Source organism: Pseudomonas sp. 300 (genome assembly GCF_055803035.1).
The window spans coordinates 63,231-78,922 of sequence record NZ_JAVLRV010000002.1; the positions used below are offsets into that span (position 1 = coordinate 63,231).

The 15,692-nt window shown below is 59.0% G+C and carries 13 protein-coding genes; 4 read left to right on the top strand and 9 right to left on the bottom strand.

What is annotated here, in order from left to right; genetic code table 11:
• Positions 1 to 92 precede the first annotated feature (92 nt).
• The gene (locus tag Q7W83_RS06370; protein ID WP_150630996.1) at positions 93 to 746 is read right to left on the bottom strand and encodes a COG3650 family protein; all 654 of its coding nucleotides are present in this window, start codon (positions 744 to 746) and stop codon (positions 93 to 95) included.
• Positions 747 to 805: 59 nt separating this feature from the next.
• Positions 806 to 1,405, bottom strand: a complete 600-nt coding sequence (locus tag Q7W83_RS06375) for a short chain dehydrogenase (protein WP_150630995.1) — start codon at positions 1,403 to 1,405, stop codon at positions 806 to 808.
• Positions 1,406 to 1,509: 104 nt separating this feature from the next.
• Between Q7W83_RS06375 and Q7W83_RS06380 the strand changes: the two genes are divergently transcribed.
• The gene (locus Q7W83_RS06380; RefSeq protein WP_150630994.1) at positions 1,510 to 2,418 is read left to right on the top strand and encodes a LysR family transcriptional regulator; all 909 of its coding nucleotides are present in this window, start codon (positions 1,510 to 1,512) and stop codon (positions 2,416 to 2,418) included.
• Positions 2,419 to 2,606: 188 nt separating this feature from the next.
• Here Q7W83_RS06380 and Q7W83_RS06385 read toward each other — a convergent pair whose 3' ends face one another.
• From Q7W83_RS06385 to Q7W83_RS06405, 5 genes are all read right to left on the bottom strand, one after another.
• On the bottom strand, positions 2,607 to 3,308 hold the full coding sequence (locus Q7W83_RS06385) for an ABC transporter ATP-binding protein (RefSeq protein WP_008034381.1): 702 nt from the start codon (positions 3,306 to 3,308) through the stop codon (positions 2,607 to 2,609).
• On the bottom strand, positions 3,309 to 4,076 hold the full coding sequence (gene livG, locus Q7W83_RS06390; protein ID WP_150630993.1) for a high-affinity branched-chain amino acid ABC transporter ATP-binding protein LivG: 768 nt from the start codon (positions 4,074 to 4,076) through the stop codon (positions 3,309 to 3,311).
• On the bottom strand, positions 4,073 to 5,329 hold the full coding sequence (locus Q7W83_RS06395; RefSeq protein WP_150630992.1) for a high-affinity branched-chain amino acid ABC transporter permease LivM: 1,257 nt from the start codon (positions 5,327 to 5,329) through the stop codon (positions 4,073 to 4,075). Before Q7W83_RS06395 ends, livG begins: the two co-directional genes overlap by 4 nt.
• The gene (gene livH, locus Q7W83_RS06400) at positions 5,326 to 6,249 is read right to left on the bottom strand and encodes a high-affinity branched-chain amino acid ABC transporter permease LivH (protein ID WP_150630991.1); all 924 of its coding nucleotides are present in this window, start codon (positions 6,247 to 6,249) and stop codon (positions 5,326 to 5,328) included. Before livH ends, Q7W83_RS06395 begins: the two co-directional genes overlap by 4 nt.
• A 232-nt stretch (positions 6,250 to 6,481) precedes the next feature.
• Positions 6,482 to 7,609 (bottom strand): branched-chain amino acid ABC transporter substrate-binding protein, encoded by a 1,128-nt coding sequence (locus Q7W83_RS06405; protein WP_150630990.1) that lies wholly within the window; start codon positions 7,607 to 7,609, stop codon positions 6,482 to 6,484.
• A gap of 340 nt (positions 7,610 to 7,949) precedes the next feature.
• Between Q7W83_RS06405 and Q7W83_RS06410 the strand changes: the two genes are divergently transcribed.
• Complete coding sequence (locus tag Q7W83_RS06410; protein WP_084321763.1) at positions 7,950 to 8,255, top strand: DUF2288 domain-containing protein; 306 nt, start codon at positions 7,950 to 7,952, stop codon at positions 8,253 to 8,255.
• A gap of 310 nt (positions 8,256 to 8,565) precedes the next feature.
• Here the strand turns inward: Q7W83_RS06410 and Q7W83_RS06415 are convergent, their stop codons facing one another.
• A complete protein-coding gene (locus tag Q7W83_RS06415) occupies positions 8,566 to 10,767 on the bottom strand; it encodes a hypothetical protein (RefSeq protein ID WP_150630989.1) in 2,202 nt (733 codons plus the stop codon).
• A gap of 199 nt (positions 10,768 to 10,966) precedes the next feature.
• Here Q7W83_RS06415 and Q7W83_RS06420 point away from each other — a divergent pair, with 199 nt between their 5' ends.
• Positions 10,967 to 11,863: an NAD(P)-dependent oxidoreductase gene (locus Q7W83_RS06420; protein WP_150630988.1), complete on the top strand. Its 897-nt coding sequence runs from the start codon at positions 10,967 to 10,969 to the stop codon at positions 11,861 to 11,863.
• On the opposite strand, the gene Q7W83_RS06425 is transcribed toward Q7W83_RS06420, so the two are convergent.
• Complete coding sequence (locus Q7W83_RS06425; RefSeq protein ID WP_473655808.1) at positions 11,754 to 14,033, bottom strand: putative bifunctional diguanylate cyclase/phosphodiesterase; 2,280 nt, start codon at positions 14,031 to 14,033, stop codon at positions 11,754 to 11,756. The two genes, Q7W83_RS06420 and Q7W83_RS06425, sit on opposite strands and share 110 nt — an antisense overlap.
• 287 nt (positions 14,034 to 14,320) lie before the next feature.
• Between Q7W83_RS06425 and Q7W83_RS06430 the strand changes: the two genes are divergently transcribed.
• The gene (locus tag Q7W83_RS06430; RefSeq protein WP_150639884.1) at positions 14,321 to 15,670 is read left to right on the top strand and encodes a spinster family MFS transporter; all 1,350 of its coding nucleotides are present in this window, start codon (positions 14,321 to 14,323) and stop codon (positions 15,668 to 15,670) included.
• Positions 15,671 to 15,692: the final 22 nt, after the last annotated feature.

Sequence of the window (15,692 nt, forward strand, 5' to 3'; positions counted from 1 at the left end):
GGGATCCGGTTCGCGGGGCGCACAACTGCGCCAAGGCGTTTGAAGGCGGCGATTATAAGCCCCAAAAGCCGAGTCCCGTGAGGCTTAAACGATCAGTCGTCGCGCGATCCGCCGAAATACCCGCAGCCACGTTGAACCTGGCCATCGATGCGCAATTCGGCGCTCATGTGCTGAACACTGCCGGTGCTGCTGTCGACGCAACGTTGCGGCGCGACCCACAGTTCGATGCGCTGGTTGTTGGCTTCGGTGCTGAGGTTGAAGCGGCCATCACCCAGTTGCTCTTCAACGTAAGGCAAGGCCAGGGGTGGTTGACCCGCACGGTCGATGACCATGCCTTTGCCACTGACTTTCACGTTCCACTCCGGACCATGGCCGGCGGCGCGCAGGATCAGCAGTTTGAAATTCGGATCGTCGCACGCGGTGCCCGAGCGTTCGACGCGGTACAACTGCGCAAGGTCCAGGCGGCTGCCCTCGATCCGGCCACGCACGTCGGCGAACAGCTTGCCCTGGGCATCGGCCAGGCTCGCGGCCTCTTGCAGGACGCTGGTGCCGCCGGTGTCGTTGACCACGAAACTGCGCTGTTCATTGCATGGCTGGAACAACAGCTTGCCGTCGGCCGCCGTCAATTGACCCTGCATTCGGGTCTGGCCCACGTGGGAAGCACTTTCACGCGGGCCATCGAGCAACTGGCAGGCGGCGAACAGCGGAAGCAGGGCAACAAGGACTAAGGAACGGGCAACACGCATCTTTGGCTCTCCAGACAAGTGCCGCCACGTTACTCAGCCTGACCGTTCATCACAAGGGCTCAGCCCACATGAAAGGTCTGACCGGTTTGCAGGCCTTCGACGCTTTTGGCGTAGGCCAGTGCCACATCGACGGCCGGAACCGGTTTGTAGCCGCGGAAGTACGGCGCGTATTTGCCCATGGCTTCGAGCAGCACGTTCGGGCTTACCGAGTTCACCCGCAGGCCGCGCGGCAGTTCGATCGCGGCGGCACGCACGAAACTGTCGATAGCACCGTTAACCAGTGCTGCCGACGCACCGCTGCGAATCGGGTCGTGGCTGAGCACGCCGGTGGTGAAGGTGAACGACGCACCGTCATTGGCGAATTCGCGGCCGATCAGCAGCAGATTGACCTGGCCCATCAGCTTGTCTTTCAGGCCCAGGGCGAAACTGTCTTCGGTCATTTCGCCCAGCGGTGCGAAGGTCACGTTGCCCGCGGCGCAGACCAGCGCGTCGAACTTGCCGGTCTGTTCGAACAGTTTGCGAATCGAGGCGCTGTCGCTGATATCCACCTGCAAATCGCCGCTGTTGCGACCGATGCGGATGATCTCGTGACGCTCGGACAATTCCTTGTCGATCGCCGAACCGATGGTGCCGCCAGCGCCAATCAAAAGAATTTTCATGCTGTTTATCCTCATGTGTTTGAAAGTGGCTTCAGTCTAGAGTGGTTTTTTCTGCGGATAAGCGCGCTAATAGGCAACCTTTGGTTTTCAAATGGAAACAATCCATGAGCGAGATGGATGACCTGGCGGCGTTTGCGGTGTTGATCGAAGCGGGCAGTTTCACCTTGGCGGCGCAGCAACTGGGTTGCAGCAAAGGCCAGTTGTCCAAGCGCATCAGCCTGTTGGAGACGCGGTTTTCGGTGGTGCTGCTGCAACGCACCACCCGCCGCTTGAGCCTGACAGCGGCAGGCGCTGCGCTGTTGCCGCAAGCCCAGGCTTTGGTGGTGCAAGTGGAACGGGCGCGTCAGGCATTGGCGCGATTGAAAGACGATATGGCAGGGCCGGTGCGTATGACGGTTCCGGTATCCCTGGGAGAAACGTTCTTCGATGGGTTGTTGCTGGAGTTTTCCCACAAGTACCCGCAGGTGCAAATCGAACTCGACCTCAGCAACAATTACCGTGATTTGTCCCGCGACGGTTTCGATCTGGCGGTGCGCTCCGACGTCGGCAATGACGAGCGTCTGGTGGCGCGACCGCTGTTGGCCTGGCACGAGATGACCTGCGCCAGCCCGGCCTACCTTGAGCAATACGGCGAACCATTGACACCGCATGCACTCGCGGAACACCGCTGTTTACTCAACAGCCACTACAGCGGTCGCGAAGAATGGCTGTATCACCAGCAACACGAGTTGTTGCGGGTTCGCGTATCGGGACCGTTCGCCAGCAATCACTACAGCCTGCTAAAAAAAGCCGCACTGGCGGGGGCCGGTATTGCGCGTCTGCCGTCCTACCTACTGCAAACGGAATTGGCTGACGGCCGTTTGCGCTGGCTCCTGCGCGATTATCAGACGCGTCGCATGCCGATGTACCTGGTGCATCCGTATCAGGGTGGGTTGCCCAAGCGCACGCAGGTGTTGGCGGATTATTTGATTGGCTGGTTCAAGCGCAGTGGGGAGGCGCTGGATCGGCTTTAACTGACACGACCACAAACCCTGTGGGAGCGAGCCTGCTCGCGATAGCGGAGTATCAGCCAACATCAATGCTGAATATGAAACCGCTATCGCGAGCAGGCTCGCTCCCACAGGGGATTTTGATTGTTCTGGGGATTGTGTACAGGCATAAAAAAACGGCCCGAAGGCCGTTTTCTGTTTATCACGAAGGCTTAACCACCGAGGTACGCTTCGCGCACTTTCGGGTCGGTCAGCAGCGCTTCACCGGTGCCTTGCATCACCACGCGGCCGTTCTCCAGAACGTACGCGCGGTCAGCGATTTTCAGCGCCTGGTTGGCGTTCTGCTCGACCAGGAACACCGTCACACCGTCCTTGCGCAACTGTTCGATGATGTCGAAGATTTGCTGGATGATGATGGGCGCCAGACCCAGCGAAGGCTCGTCGAGCAGCAACAGCTTGGGCTTGCTCATCAGCGCACGGCCGATCGCGAGCATTTGCTGTTCGCCGCCGGACATGGTGCCGCCGCGCTGGTTGAAGCGCTCTTTCAGGCGTGGGAAAAGTCCGAGGACCTTGTCCATCTGTTCCTGGTAATCGCCCTTTTCAGTGAAGAAACCGCCCATGGAGAGGTTTTCTTCCACGGTCAGACGGGCAAACACCCGACGACCTTCCGGCACGACGGCAATGCTTTTACGCATGATCTGCGACGAACTCTGGCCGACGAGCTCTTCGCCCATGTAGCGGATGCTGCCGCTGTGGGCTTGCGGCGAACCGCAAAGGGTCATCAGCAGGGTCGACTTGCCAGCGCCGTTGGCACCGATCAGGGTCACGATCTCGCCCTGACGGACTTCGACGTTGACGCTGTGCAGCGCCTGGATCTTGCCGTAGAAGGTGGAAACGTTTTCGAATTGCAGCATTTACGCTTCCCCCAGGTAGGCTTTGATCACTTCAGGATTGTCGCGGATCTGATCCGGCGTGCCGTTGGCCAGGGGCGTGCCCTGGTTGATCACGACGATGTGGTCGGAAATGCTCATGACCAGCTTCATGTCGTGTTCGATCAGCAGCACGGTGACATTGTGCTCTTCACGCAGCATGCCAATCAGCGCCTTGAGATCCTCGGTTTCCTTCGGGTTCAGGCCGGCAGCCGGTTCGTCGAGCATGAGGATCCGCGGACGGGTCATCATGCAGCGAGCGATTTCCAGGCGACGTTGCTGACCGTACGCCAGGGTGCCGGCCGGACGGTTGGCGAACTGCGTGAGGTTGACCTTGTCCAGCCAGTACTCGGCGAACTCCATGGCCTCGCGCTCGCTTTTGCGGAACGACGGGGTCTTGAACAGGCCGGAGAGGAAGTTGGTGTTCAGGTGACGGTGCTGGGCGATCAAGAGGTTCTCGACCGCGGTCATGTCCTTGAACAAACGCACGTTCTGGAAAGTCCGCACCACGCCTTTGAGGGCGATCTTGTGGCCCGGCAAGCCTTCGATCGGCTCGCCGTCCAGCAGGATGCTGCCGCCACTCGGTTTGTAGAAACCGGTCAGGCAGTTGAACACGGTGGTCTTGCCGGCGCCGTTGGGGCCGATCAGCGCAACCACCTGCTTTTCCTTCACGGTCAGGGCCACGCCGTTGACCGCCAGCAAGCCGCCGAAGCGCATGCTCAGATTTTCAACTTTAAGGATCTCGCGGCTCATTTGCGCAGCTCCATGTGAGGACGTTGCATGGGCAGCAGGCCTTGAGGTCGCCAAATCATCATCAGCACCATCAAGGCGCCGAACATCAACATGCGGTATTCACTGAACTCTCGCATCATTTCCGGCAACAGGATCATTACCACGGCCGCGAGGATCACGCCCAGCTGCGAGCCCATGCCACCCAACACGACGATGGCGAGAATGATCGCCGACTCGATGAAGGTGAAGGACTCCGGCGTCACCAACCCCTGACGTGCAGCGAAGAAGCTGCCGGCGAAACCGGCGAAGGCGGCGCCCAGGGTGAAGGCCGACAACTTGATGACCGTAGGATTGAGACCCAGTGCACGGCAGGCGATTTCGTCTTCACGCAACGCTTCCCACGCGCGACCGATCGGCATGCGCAGCAAACGGTTGATCACGAACAGCGCACCGAGGGCCAGCAACAGCGCAACCAGGTAGAGGAAAATAACCTTGTTGATCGAGTTGTATTCCAGGCCGAAGTACTCGTGAAACGTCTGCATGCCTTCGGCTGCTTTACGTTCGAAGGTCAGGCCGAAGAACGTAGGCTTCTCGATGTTGCTGATGCCGTTCGGACCACCGGTGAGACCGGTCAGGTTACGCAGGAACAGACGGATGATTTCACCGAAGCCCAGGGTCACGATCGCCAGGTAGTCGCCGCGCAGACGCAAGACCGGGAAGCCGAGCAGGAAGCCGAACGTGGCCGCCATCAGGCCGGCGATCGGCAGGCAGATCCAGAAGCTCAGACCGTAGTAATGCGACAGCAGCGCATAACTGTAGGCGCCGACGGCATAAAAGCCTACGTAACCGAGGTCGAGCAGACCGGCCAGGCCGACCACGATGTTCAGGCCCAGGCCGAGCATCACGTAGATCAGCACCAGGGTCGCAATATCCACCGCGCCGCGAGAACCGAAGAACGGCCAGACCAGCGCGCCAGCGATCAACGCGATGATGAACCAGCGCTGGGTGCTCGGCAGGGTCAGGAAGTTACTGGCCTTGGCCGGAACCAGCGGCATGTTGGGTGAAGAACGCCAGGCCGAACTGATCTGTTGATCGAACAGCACGCGCAGGAACATCAGCACCGAACACACGGCGATGGTGATCAGCGTGGCATTGCTGGTGCCGTGGACTTCGAGGTTGATGCCGACAATGGTCAGTTTCAGACCGAGTACCGGGTAGGCCACCGCCCACACCAGCAAGGCGCTGAACAACGCCTGTTTAAGATTCCTAGTCATACTTTCTCAACCTCCGGACGGCCCAGCAGGCCGGTTGGCCGGAACAACAACACCAGAACCAATAGACCGAACGCCACAACGTCCTTGTACTGGTCGCCGAAGATATCGGCACCGAAGGCTTCCGCTACCCCAAGCACCAACCCGCCGAGCATGGCGCCGGGAATGCTGCCAATACCGCCCAGTACCGCTGCGGTGAAGGCCTTGAGGCCGACGAGGAAACCGGCGTTCGGGTTGATCACGCCGTATTGCATGCTCAGCAGCACGGCCGCGATGGCCGCCAGCGCAGCACCGATGACGAAGGTCAGGGCGATGATGTTGTTGGTGTTGATACCCAGCAGGTTGGCCATCTTGATGTCTTCGGCGCAGGCGCGGCAGGCGCGACCCAGGCGAGAGCGGGAGATGAACAGCGTCAGGCCGAGCATGGCGACGAGGGTCACCACGAACACCACGATTTGCATGTAGGAAATCAGCACTTCATGTGCGCCACCTGGCCCGAAGGCAATGTTGCCTGGAATCAGGTTGGGGATGGATTTGTCCTTGGAGTCCTGGGCCAGCAGAACCGTGTTCTGCAGGAAGATCGACATGCCGATGGCGGAAATCAGCGGGATCAGACGGTTGCTGCCGCGCAAGGGGCGGTAAGCGATCCGTTCGATGCTGTAGCCGTAGGCACTGGTCACGACGATGGTCGCCAGGAAAGCGGCGGTCATCAACAGCGGAACACTGTCGAGTCCCATCATGGTCAGCCCGGCGATGGCGATGAACGCCACGTAGGAACCGATCATGTACACCTCGCCGTGGGCGAAGTTGATCATTCCAATGATGCCGTAAACCATCGTATAGCCGATGGCGATCAGGGCATACGTGCTGCCAATGGTCAGACCATTAACCAGCTGTTGGAAAAAGTGATAGAGGTCAGGCATTACTGCGCTCCTAAAAACCTGATACGCATTTCACTGGTGGAGTCATTTTCCCGCTCGAGCCCCGTGGATCTGCATCCACTTCGAACGCGAGGTTTGCCAGCGAACCGCTGATGACGGTTTTGAGATTTTCAGGTGGGGAGACTGGCGGATCACGCCAGCGCGGCCCAATACGTTCGTAAAACAAAGCCCACGGCACGCCGTGGGCTTTATTGGCAGTCAGTCAGGCAACGCCTTACTGAGGCTTGGCTTCAGTTTTAGGTTTGCCGAAGTGCCACTCGTAAACCACAAATTTGAAGTCTTTCAGGTCGCCCTTGGCGTCGAAGCTCAGGTCGCCAGTCGGGGTTTTGAAAGTGCCGGCGTGGATGGCAGCAGCCACTTTGGCAGCGTCTTCGGACTTGGCAGCCTTGATACCTTCGGCGATCACTTCCACAGCCGAGTAGGCCGGGAATACGAACGGACCGCTTGGGTCTTCTTTCTTCGCTTTGAACGCGTCAGCCAGGGCGATGTTGGCCGGATCCTGGTCGAAAGATTTCGGCAGGGTCACCAGCAGGCCTTCGGAAGCGTCCTTGGCGATCTGCGAAATGGAGTCGTTACCCACGCCTTCCGGACCCATGAACTTGGCTTTCAGGCCTTTTTCCTGTGCTTGACGCAGGATCAGACCCAGCTCCGGGTGGTAGCCGCCATAGTAGACGAAGTCGACGTTGGCTTGCTTGAGCTTGGCGATGATCGAGGAGAAGTCCTTGTCGCCGGCGTTGATGCCTTCGAACACGGCAACCTTGGTGCCTTTCTTCTCGAGGGTTTGCTTAACGGCGGTGGCGATGCCTTCACCGTATTGCTGTTTGTCGTGCAGAACAGCAACGATTTTCGGTTTCACGTGATCAGCAATGTAGTTACCGGCGGCAGGGCCCTGGGCGCTGTCCAGACCGATGGTGCGGAACACCATTTTGTAACCACGGTTGGTGATGTCCGGGCTGGTGGCAGCCGGGGTGATCATGATCACGCCTTCGTCTTCGTAGATGTCCGAAGCCGGTTGAGTGGAGCTGGAGCACAGGTGACCGACGACGAACTTGACGCCGTCGTTGACGACCTTGTTCGCGACAGCCACAGCTTGTTTTGGATCACAGGCGTCATCGTATTCAACGGCTTCGAGTTTCTTGCCGTCTACGCCGCCCTTGGCGTTGATCTGTTCGATGGCCATTTTGGCGCCACTGAACTGCATGTCGCCGTATTGGGCTACAGGACCGGTCTTAGGGCCGGCGATGCCGATCTTGATGGTGTCAGCTGCGAACGAATGGCTGGCAACCCCGGCCAGAACCATAGCGGCAAACAGTTTGGAAATCTGCTTAGTAGCCTTAGTCATAGTGCTCCACTCTTACTGTTGTAGTTTTTATAGTCCTGGCGCCGTAGCAGCAGAACCGGGTCAGATATCTTCGAATATCCTCCGGAAAATGCCCCCGGCAACTGTACCGGTACAGTGTAGAGCGCCGATTGTCAGCCTGGGAAGGCAGCGCCGGGGGGCAAAACCTGAGGGTGTCGCTTTTTTGAAAGAAAAAGACAGAATTGCGGCGGGGGGTTCAGCTGAAAAATCAGCAATCCTTGGCTTTCCTGCAGTTTTCGATCAGTGACTCAATTGCATCCGGGTTTTTCTGCCAGACCACCGACGTTATCATTCACGTCGATTTCTTTTCCGGACAGGACCCATGACTCAAGAACCTAGCACCCTCTATGCCAAGCTGCTTGGTGAAACCGCATCTATTACCTGGAAGGAGCTGGAGCCCTTCTTCGCCAAGGGTGCCCTATTGTGGGTCGATCCCGGTCTGGATTTGATCGCGGCGGCGGAGGCCGTGGCGACTGACGAAGGTGAGAAAGTGGCTGCCTGGCTGGCCGCCGACGAGGTCGCCAAGCTGTCTGAAACGCGGGCGCTGGATCTTTTTGAACGCGATCCGGAGCTGTGGGCAGTGGTGGTTTCGCCGTGGATTTTGATCCAGGAAAGGGCGACGAAGTGAAGTTGTGCACCGAATGAGTGCAATGGTCCGCCGGGCAAAAGTGTGTAGCCGAGTAGCGTGATGGCATGTTGCCGTAGAGAAAGGCCACAGAAGGGTCTTGGCGAGGGTGACGTAAACGTAACGGGAACAGTTTATTGAGCAGCCGATGGGCTGCTTAATTGTTTCTGGATGTTGGAATTTGTGCTGAATGTGAGGCCGTCATCGCTGGCAAGCCAGCTCCCACAGTGTCCGTGTCGAATACAGCATTTGTGACCGACACAAAACCTGTGGGAGCTGGCTTGCCAGCGATCAGCCGCGACGCGGAGTCAAATCAGACTGTAAACGTCTTGCCCGTATGGTTATTCAGCGAAATAACCTTGGTCTTGCCAATCCGGTGACGATAGATCTCGCGCAGGTACTTGATCGCCTTCTTCACGCAATCGCGCGACAGACGGATGTCATTGATCGAGACAAACTTGTCCTTGTCGTTGATCAGCTCGCGGTACTTCTTCTCGTACATCGGTTTGATTGCATACCAGTTGGTATCGAGGATCTTCGCCGGGTTTTCGAACTCGTTCAGCAAGTCGTCGATCAGGTCTTCGTCGAATTCCTCATTGATGATGAAGTCGAGGATCGAGTTATCCAGCGTGTCGTCGAAGCGGTACGGGTTCTTCGCGAAGCAGCGCTTGATAAAGGCCACGATCAGCGTCAGGAAGTCGTCCGACAGGCACGGGCTCTTGGCGATCAATGTGGTCAGCGACAAGTTGGCCGACGCGCCGATCACCAGCGCATAACGCTTGAGCGTGGTGTTCGGGAACAGGCTGTTGAGGTGGGTCTTCAACCGGTTCAGGTCCATGTACGACAGCTTGTAGTCTTTCGGCAACGAAACAATCGACACCACCGACGAGCAGTTCTTGAAGAAGTGCAGGTCGTGCAACGCGGCCGCGTCGTAACCGGAATTCTTGTACTGCTCCAGCGAGGCGCGATAGCGCTTGGACTCGATTGGCAGCAGGCTGATGCCTTCGATGGCCTGGGTCACTTTGTTGAAGTGCGGCAGGTCGATGGAGCGGAAGAACAGGTCATCGATGTTCAAGCGCTGTGGCTCTTTCTCGAACACCTTGAACTTGTCGCTGCTCGGTGGCGGAGTTTCCGGGACTACCGACTCGGCGTAGGCAATCGCCACCGGGCCGGCCAGGCTCATGAACAGGTCGTTGGCGTCGAGGCGAATGGTTTCGCCGATGTCGATGCCGGCGCGACGGAAATAGTTCTGGTCGTAGTCGGTCGTAACCGCCTGCGCCGTCAGAATGTTGAAGATCTGTTGTGAGATGTACTGGTTGGCGTGCTTTTCCATCGCGTTGACATCGATGTTCTGGATGTTGCCGTCATCGCTTTCTTCGGCATACCGCATGATGTCGTTGGAGATCAGCATCATCGCGTTCCATGGGCGGATACGGCCCATGACGCTGGCTTCGCTGCTGTCTTCGTTGGCGAAGTTGTAGGAGAAGTCCCATTCTTCCGAGAGGTATTTGCACAGCAGGCGACCGGCGTTGATGTGCAGCGCCTCGGACATTTCACTGCGGTGATCGGAAATGTTCGGCAGCACGCAGATGCCGCTGGTGAAGATCGGTTCGAAGACGAAGGAATGACCGCTTTTGCCGTCGTGCTCGTCCATCGGCTTGGTGTCGAACGTCTTGTTCATGTACGAGTGTTGCTGAGCCAGGCCGAATTCCGAGGCCATGCCCGAACCGGTACCGCCGCCGGCACTGAAGATCGAGAAGTACAGGCGCGACTGGTTGGCTTTGATGCCGCAGCTGTCGATCAGGTACGAGTGAATCATCTTCCAGTCCGGGCTGGAGAACCGCTGGGTGTCCTTGTTCAGGATGATCTTGGCCAGGTACTGACCGAGGATCGGCGCGTTACCGGCGCCACCGGCGTGGACTTCCGACAAGTCCATGATTTTCATTTTGCTGTAGTCGCGCAGGAAGCCGCTTTTTTCGCCCTTGCGCGAGAAACGGATGCGACCGGCGATGTCTTTGTCTAGGTCGCCGAGCATGACCAGCGGCTCGACCAGGAACACCGGTTTGGTGGCCTTGTTCGGCCCCAGGCGCAGGTTGTTGCGGATCCACTGGGCCGGGCTGTAGCCCTTTTCGGCGTAGCGTTTGTCCGGCGACAGGCGATCTTCGTTGTTGAATTCGTTGAGGTAGAACTTGCGCGCGTTGTACACCAGCTCCGCGACGTCCAGCGCAATGTTCGAGCCGCAGCGACCGAGGCCGATCAGGCACACCGACGGGAATTCCTGATCGCTGTGCTGCTCGTTATCGCCTTCCAGGTGCGGCGGGCGCGGGAACACCATGTCGCGCAGGCCATCGAGGTTATCGAGGATGCGGTCGGTGTTGGTCTCGGTGAAATACAGGTATTGCTGAGTCGCCAACGGGCGCGAGGGGCTCAATGGCTTCGATGGCGTGGGGCTGTTCGCCGCGGGGCTCAGCGTCAGATCGGATATCGCAGTGGCCGGATTGTTTTTAGAAGTCATTGTGCGCCATGTACCTGGGCTGGTTGGCTGGACGACAAAGCGTCGTCAAACCATCACGGATGGGTTCTCGCGTCATTTTTTCAGCGCGTATTGGGCCCAAGCGTCAGGGACTGGGCCTGAACGTCACTCGGGGGAATCCTTTCCTTAGTCATGATGAATCGGCCAGTATTTGACGATCTTTAATGAAAAAGAAGGCCAAATGATGTCAACACTACCTTCGTTGGGTTTTGCCGGGATCGGCCTGATGGGCTTGCCGATGTGCCAGCGCCTGCTGGCGGCAGGGTTTGCGCTGACGGTGTGGAATCGCAACCCGGCCAAATGCGCGCCGCTGGTCGAGGCGGGCGCGCGACAAGTCGCCACGCCTGCCGAGCTGTGCCAGCACGCCGATGTATTGATGTTGTGTCTGGCGGACACGGCAGTGGTGCGCGAAGTGGTGTTTGGTCCGGGCGGGATTGTCGAGGGTGGGAAAAGCGGTCAGTTGCTGGTGGATTTTTCCAGCCTGGAACCCACCGCGACGCGGGAAATGTCGGCACAGTTGGCCAGTCAGACCGGCGTGCGTTGGCTGGACGCTCCGGTGTCCGGCGGTGTTGTCGGCGCCGAGGCCGGGAGCCTGGCGATCATGGTGGGCGGCGAAGCGGCGGACCTTGAGCGAGTCAGACCTGTTCTGCTCAGCCTCGGCCAACGTGTCACTCATATGGGCGCGGTCGGGGCGGGGCAGGTGACCAAGGCCTGCAATCAGATGATTGTCGCCTGCAACGCGCTGGTCATCGCCGAAGTCGTCGCGTTGGCCGAACGTTCCGGCGTGCAGGCCAGCCTGATTGCGCAGGCACTGGCCGGCGGTTTTGCCGATTCAAAACCGTTGCAGATCCTTGCCCCGCAAATGGCCGAAAGCCGCTTCGAACCGGTCAAATGGCATGTGCGCACGCTGCTCAAGGACCTCGACACCGCGGTGAAATTTTCCCGTGAGCAAGGTTCGGCCACGCCCATCAGCGGATTGGCCGCACAATTGATGCGGTTGCATGGTAGCCAGGGATTCCTGGAAAAAGATCCGTCGACGCTGGTGCAGCTGTACCGCGAGCCAGACTTGGCAGACTGACCGTGTGTGCGTGTTTGCGCTGGTTGATTGCGCTCAGCACTGGACTCAGTTCTGCCAGCGGTACCGGGTGGCTGAGCAGGTAGCCCTGGACGAAATCGCTGCCGTTACGCTGGAGGAATTCGTATTGCTCAAGGGTTTCGACACCTTCGGTGACCACCTGCAAATGCAGGGTGTGGGCCATGATGATAATTGCCTGAACGATTTCCATGTCCTGAGTCGCCCTGGGAATATCCTGGATGAACGAGCGGTCGATCTTCAGCGTATTGAGCGGCAGGCGCTTGAGGTAGGCGAGGGAGGAGTAACCGGTGCCGAAATCGTCGATCGACAGCGACACGCCGAGGGCGCGAATCTGGCGCAGCAACACCAGCGAATGGGCGATGTTGCCCATCAGCGCGTTCTCGGTCACTTCCAGTTCCAGTCGTTGCGGCGCCACTCCGGCGGTGCGTAACGCGTGTTCGATTTCATCGGCCAGATCTTCGCGCCCCAGGTTCAGTGGTGAGCAGTTGACGGCGATGTGCAGATCTTCACAGCCCTGACGTGACAACTCGCCCAGGTCCTCGCAGGCCTTGCGCAGAACCCAATTGTCCAGCTCGGCAATCAGGCCATTGGCCTCGGCGATGGCAATGAAGCGGCCTGGTGCCAGCAGCCCGTGAATCGGATGTTGCCAGCGGACCAGCGCTTCCAGCTTGCTGACCTGTGCGGTTTGCACATCGTAAATCGGTTGGTAATGCAGGATCAGCCCGGTGTTTTCACGCAGGGCATGGCGCAGTTCCTCTTCCAGTTGCAGCTCCAGCATGGCGTGGGTTTTCAGGTTCGGGTTGAAGAAATTCAGGCCGTTACGCCCGCCGCCCTTGGACTGGTACAGCGCCAGGTCGGCGTGTTTCAGCAGTTCCTCGCAGGTGGTGCCATCGTCCGGAAACAGGCTGATGCCAATGCTGGTGGTCATGACCATGCGCCGCCCGGACAACTCGATCGGCTCCTTCATCTTCAGCATGATGCGCTGGGCCATGAGCCGGGCTTCGTCGCGATCATGCAGGCTGATGAGGAGACAGAACTCGTCTCCGCCGAAGCGCGCCACCACATCGTCGTGACTGCGTACCGAGCCCTTGATGTGTTGGGCCAGGACTTTGAGCAATTCGTCGCCGGCGTCATGGCCGAGGCTGTCGTTGACCCGCTTGAAGTGGTCGATGTCCAGAAACATCACCGCGAGCATGCCGCCTTCATTGGTCTTCTGAAGTAGCTTCTCGGCGAAAATCTGGTTGAAGCCGCGCCGGTTGATCAGGTTGGTCAGGGCGTCATAGTTCGCCAAGTGTTGCAGCGACATGCGCGCCTGGTCCAGCTGGCTGAGCAGGGTGTTGACCCGTTGCAGGTCGCGCTCCTTGTGTTGCAGTTTCTTGTCCGCGAGTGCCGCGCTGATGCTGCTGCCAATGATCAGCAGTGTGATAACCGCCACCGTCAGCCCCAGTTGCAGGTGATTGTTGTCACCGGGCAAGGTCAACAGGCTGCCGGTCGGCAGCACCAGGGTGAAGGCGGCCATGGCGGTGAAATGCATACTGACAATGCCCGCCCCGAGCACCAGGCTGGCGCTGAATTTGACCCATTGATGGAACAGGCCAGAGCCTTCACGCAAGCGGCTCGACAGCAACAGCGCCGCGAGGCTGGCGCCAACGGCGATGACGATGGAAAGGGTGAACAGCATCGGTTGGTAATACGTCATCGCATTCGTACGCATCGCCGACATACCCACGTAATGCATGGTCGCGATGCCCAGGCCGATGCAAATGGCCGCCTGGACGTACTGCCAAAGTCTCAGGCGAGGATGACTGAGGGTGTGCATCGCCAGCCACGAGGTGAGCAGGGCAATCAACAGGGAGACAAGGGTGATAGGCAGTTCGTAATGAATCTCGACCGGCGCCTGAAATGCCAGCATGGCGATGAAGTGCATGGCCCAGATCCCGCCCGCCAGGCAGGCAGCACCGACCCAGCGCCAGAGCCGTTGCGAGGCCGGGTTTTCCGAATGCCCGACCCGTTCGGCCATGTCCAGTGTGGCGAAGCCGCCTACGCAGGCGACCAAGTACGCCAGTAGCACCAGAAAGGGGTCATGCGTGCAATTGAGGATAACCTGCCCGTTTGCTGTCTCGGCAAAAAAACGCAAACCAAGCCACTCCATAGCGCGCCTCGTCTTGTCCTGGCCGCGTCATGCACGCTGGCGAATGCTTTGCAGTATAGAACTCATACAAAGGCCGCAAGCGGTGGTGGCATATTGACTCCAACCTTTTTGGAATGAGATTTAGATTGTTTAGACATAAATTGTTGCATGCACAGCGCCGGGTTCCATGGGGCGGTATCAGCTTTACGAATAATTACAGACAGCTCTGGCGGGCCTGACTAGATTGCAGGTTCCGGGCTCGGATGCGTCGGCAGTGAAGCCCCAATAACAATAAAAGAGACGGACCCATGCAGAACTCGACCCAAGCGGCGAATGCCTGGCGCATTCTGTTCCTGCTGTTCCTGGCCAATCTGTTCAACTTCTTCGACCGCACCATTCCCGCCATCATCATCGAGCCGATCCGCATGGAATGGCACCTCAGCGATTTTCAACTGGGGATCATCGGGACTGCATTCACCCTCGTCTACGCGATTGCCGGCCTGCCTTTAGGGCGGATGGCCGATACAGGCTCGCGCGCCAAGTTGATGGGGTGGGGGCTGGCGGCCTGGAGCGGGCTGACGGCGGTCAACGGGCTGGTGGGCAGTTTCTGGAGTTTCCTGATTGTGCGCATGGGCATCGGCATTGGTGAGGCCAGTTACGCACCGGCCGCCAACTCGTTGATCGGCGACCTGTTCCCGGCCCACCGCCGCGCGCGCGCGATGGGTATTTTCATGCTGGGTTTGCCATTGGGCCTGCTGCTGGCGTTCTTCACCATCGGCTGGATGGTCAAGGCGTTCGATAGCTGGCGCGCGCCGTTCTTCATCGCGGCGGTGCCGGGGCTGATCCTGGCGGTCTTCATGTTTTTCATCAAAGAACCGAAACGTGGCGCAGCGGAAAGTGTGCAGGTCTCGCAGGAGCGCGTGGACCGGCCAATCCGCCGGGTGCTGGCGGTGCCGACCTTCCTGTGGCTGGTGATGGCGGGGTTGTGCTTCAACTTTGCGACCTATGCCTGCAACTCCTTCCTGGTGCCGATGCTGCAACGCTATTTCCTGATGCCATTGCATGAAGCGGCGGTGGCGACCGGTGTAATCGTCGGTGTGACGGGGCTGTTCGGCCTGACATTGGGGGGCTGGGTCGCGGACAAGATTCACCAGCGGGTGGCCAATGGACGACTGCTGTTTGCGGCGTTCAGCCTGATCGTTTCGACGCTGTGCACTGCATGGGCGTTGCATGCCGGGCGAATCGAGATCGGAGTGTTTGTCGCGGTGTTCAGTGTGGGCTGGTTGTTTGCCTACAACTTCTACACCTGTGTTTACACGGCCATTCAGGACGTGGTCGAGCCACGCCTGCGGGCCACGGCCATGGCGTTATTCTTTGCCGGGTTGTATTTGCTGGGCGGCGGATTGGGACCGGTGGTGGTGGGCGGTTTGTCCGATCACTTCGCGCACACGGCAATGCTGGCGGCCGGCGCCGCACAGATGACCGAAGCGTTCAAGGCGGTCGGGCTGCATGACGCGATGTACCTGATCCCGGTGGCGCTGTTCCTGACGATGGTGTTTCTGTTTCTGGCATCGCGGTGTTTTGTGCGGGATGCGAAGCGGATGAAGGATGGTTTGGTGGCTGTGGTTGAGCCTGGGGTTTCTGTGGCGACTGCATAATTGCTATCGCGAGCAGGCTCGC

Coding starts and splice junctions, on each gene's coding strand:
- Q7W83_RS06370 (WP_150630996.1), bottom strand. CDS start 746: ATGCGTGTTGCCCGTTCCTTAGTCCTTGTTGCCCTGCTTCCGCTGTTC.
- Q7W83_RS06375 (WP_150630995.1), bottom strand. CDS start 1,405: ATGAAAATTCTTTTGATTGGCGCTGGCGGCACCATCGGTTCGGCGATC.
- Q7W83_RS06380 (WP_150630994.1), top strand. CDS start 1,510: ATGAGCGAGATGGATGACCTGGCGGCGTTTGCGGTGTTGATCGAAGCG.
- Q7W83_RS06385 (WP_008034381.1), bottom strand. CDS start 3,308: ATGCTGCAATTCGAAAACGTTTCCACCTTCTACGGCAAGATCCAGGCG.
- livG (WP_150630993.1), bottom strand. CDS start 4,076: ATGAGCCGCGAGATCCTTAAAGTTGAAAATCTGAGCATGCGCTTCGGC.
- Q7W83_RS06395 (WP_150630992.1), bottom strand. CDS start 5,329: ATGACTAGGAATCTTAAACAGGCGTTGTTCAGCGCCTTGCTGGTGTGG.
- livH (WP_150630991.1), bottom strand. CDS start 6,249: ATGCCTGACCTCTATCACTTTTTCCAACAGCTGGTTAATGGTCTGACC.
- Q7W83_RS06405 (WP_150630990.1), bottom strand. CDS start 7,609: ATGACTAAGGCTACTAAGCAGATTTCCAAACTGTTTGCCGCTATGGTT.
- Q7W83_RS06410 (WP_084321763.1), top strand. CDS start 7,950: ATGACTCAAGAACCTAGCACCCTCTATGCCAAGCTGCTTGGTGAAACC.
- Q7W83_RS06415 (WP_150630989.1), bottom strand. CDS start 10,767: ATGACTTCTAAAAACAATCCGGCCACTGCGATATCCGATCTGACGCTG.
- Q7W83_RS06420 (WP_150630988.1), top strand. CDS start 10,967: ATGATGTCAACACTACCTTCGTTGGGTTTTGCCGGGATCGGCCTGATG.
- Q7W83_RS06425 (WP_473655808.1), bottom strand. CDS start 14,033: ATGGAGTGGCTTGGTTTGCGTTTTTTTGCCGAGACAGCAAACGGGCAG.
- Q7W83_RS06430 (WP_150639884.1), top strand. CDS start 14,321: ATGCAGAACTCGACCCAAGCGGCGAATGCCTGGCGCATTCTGTTCCTG.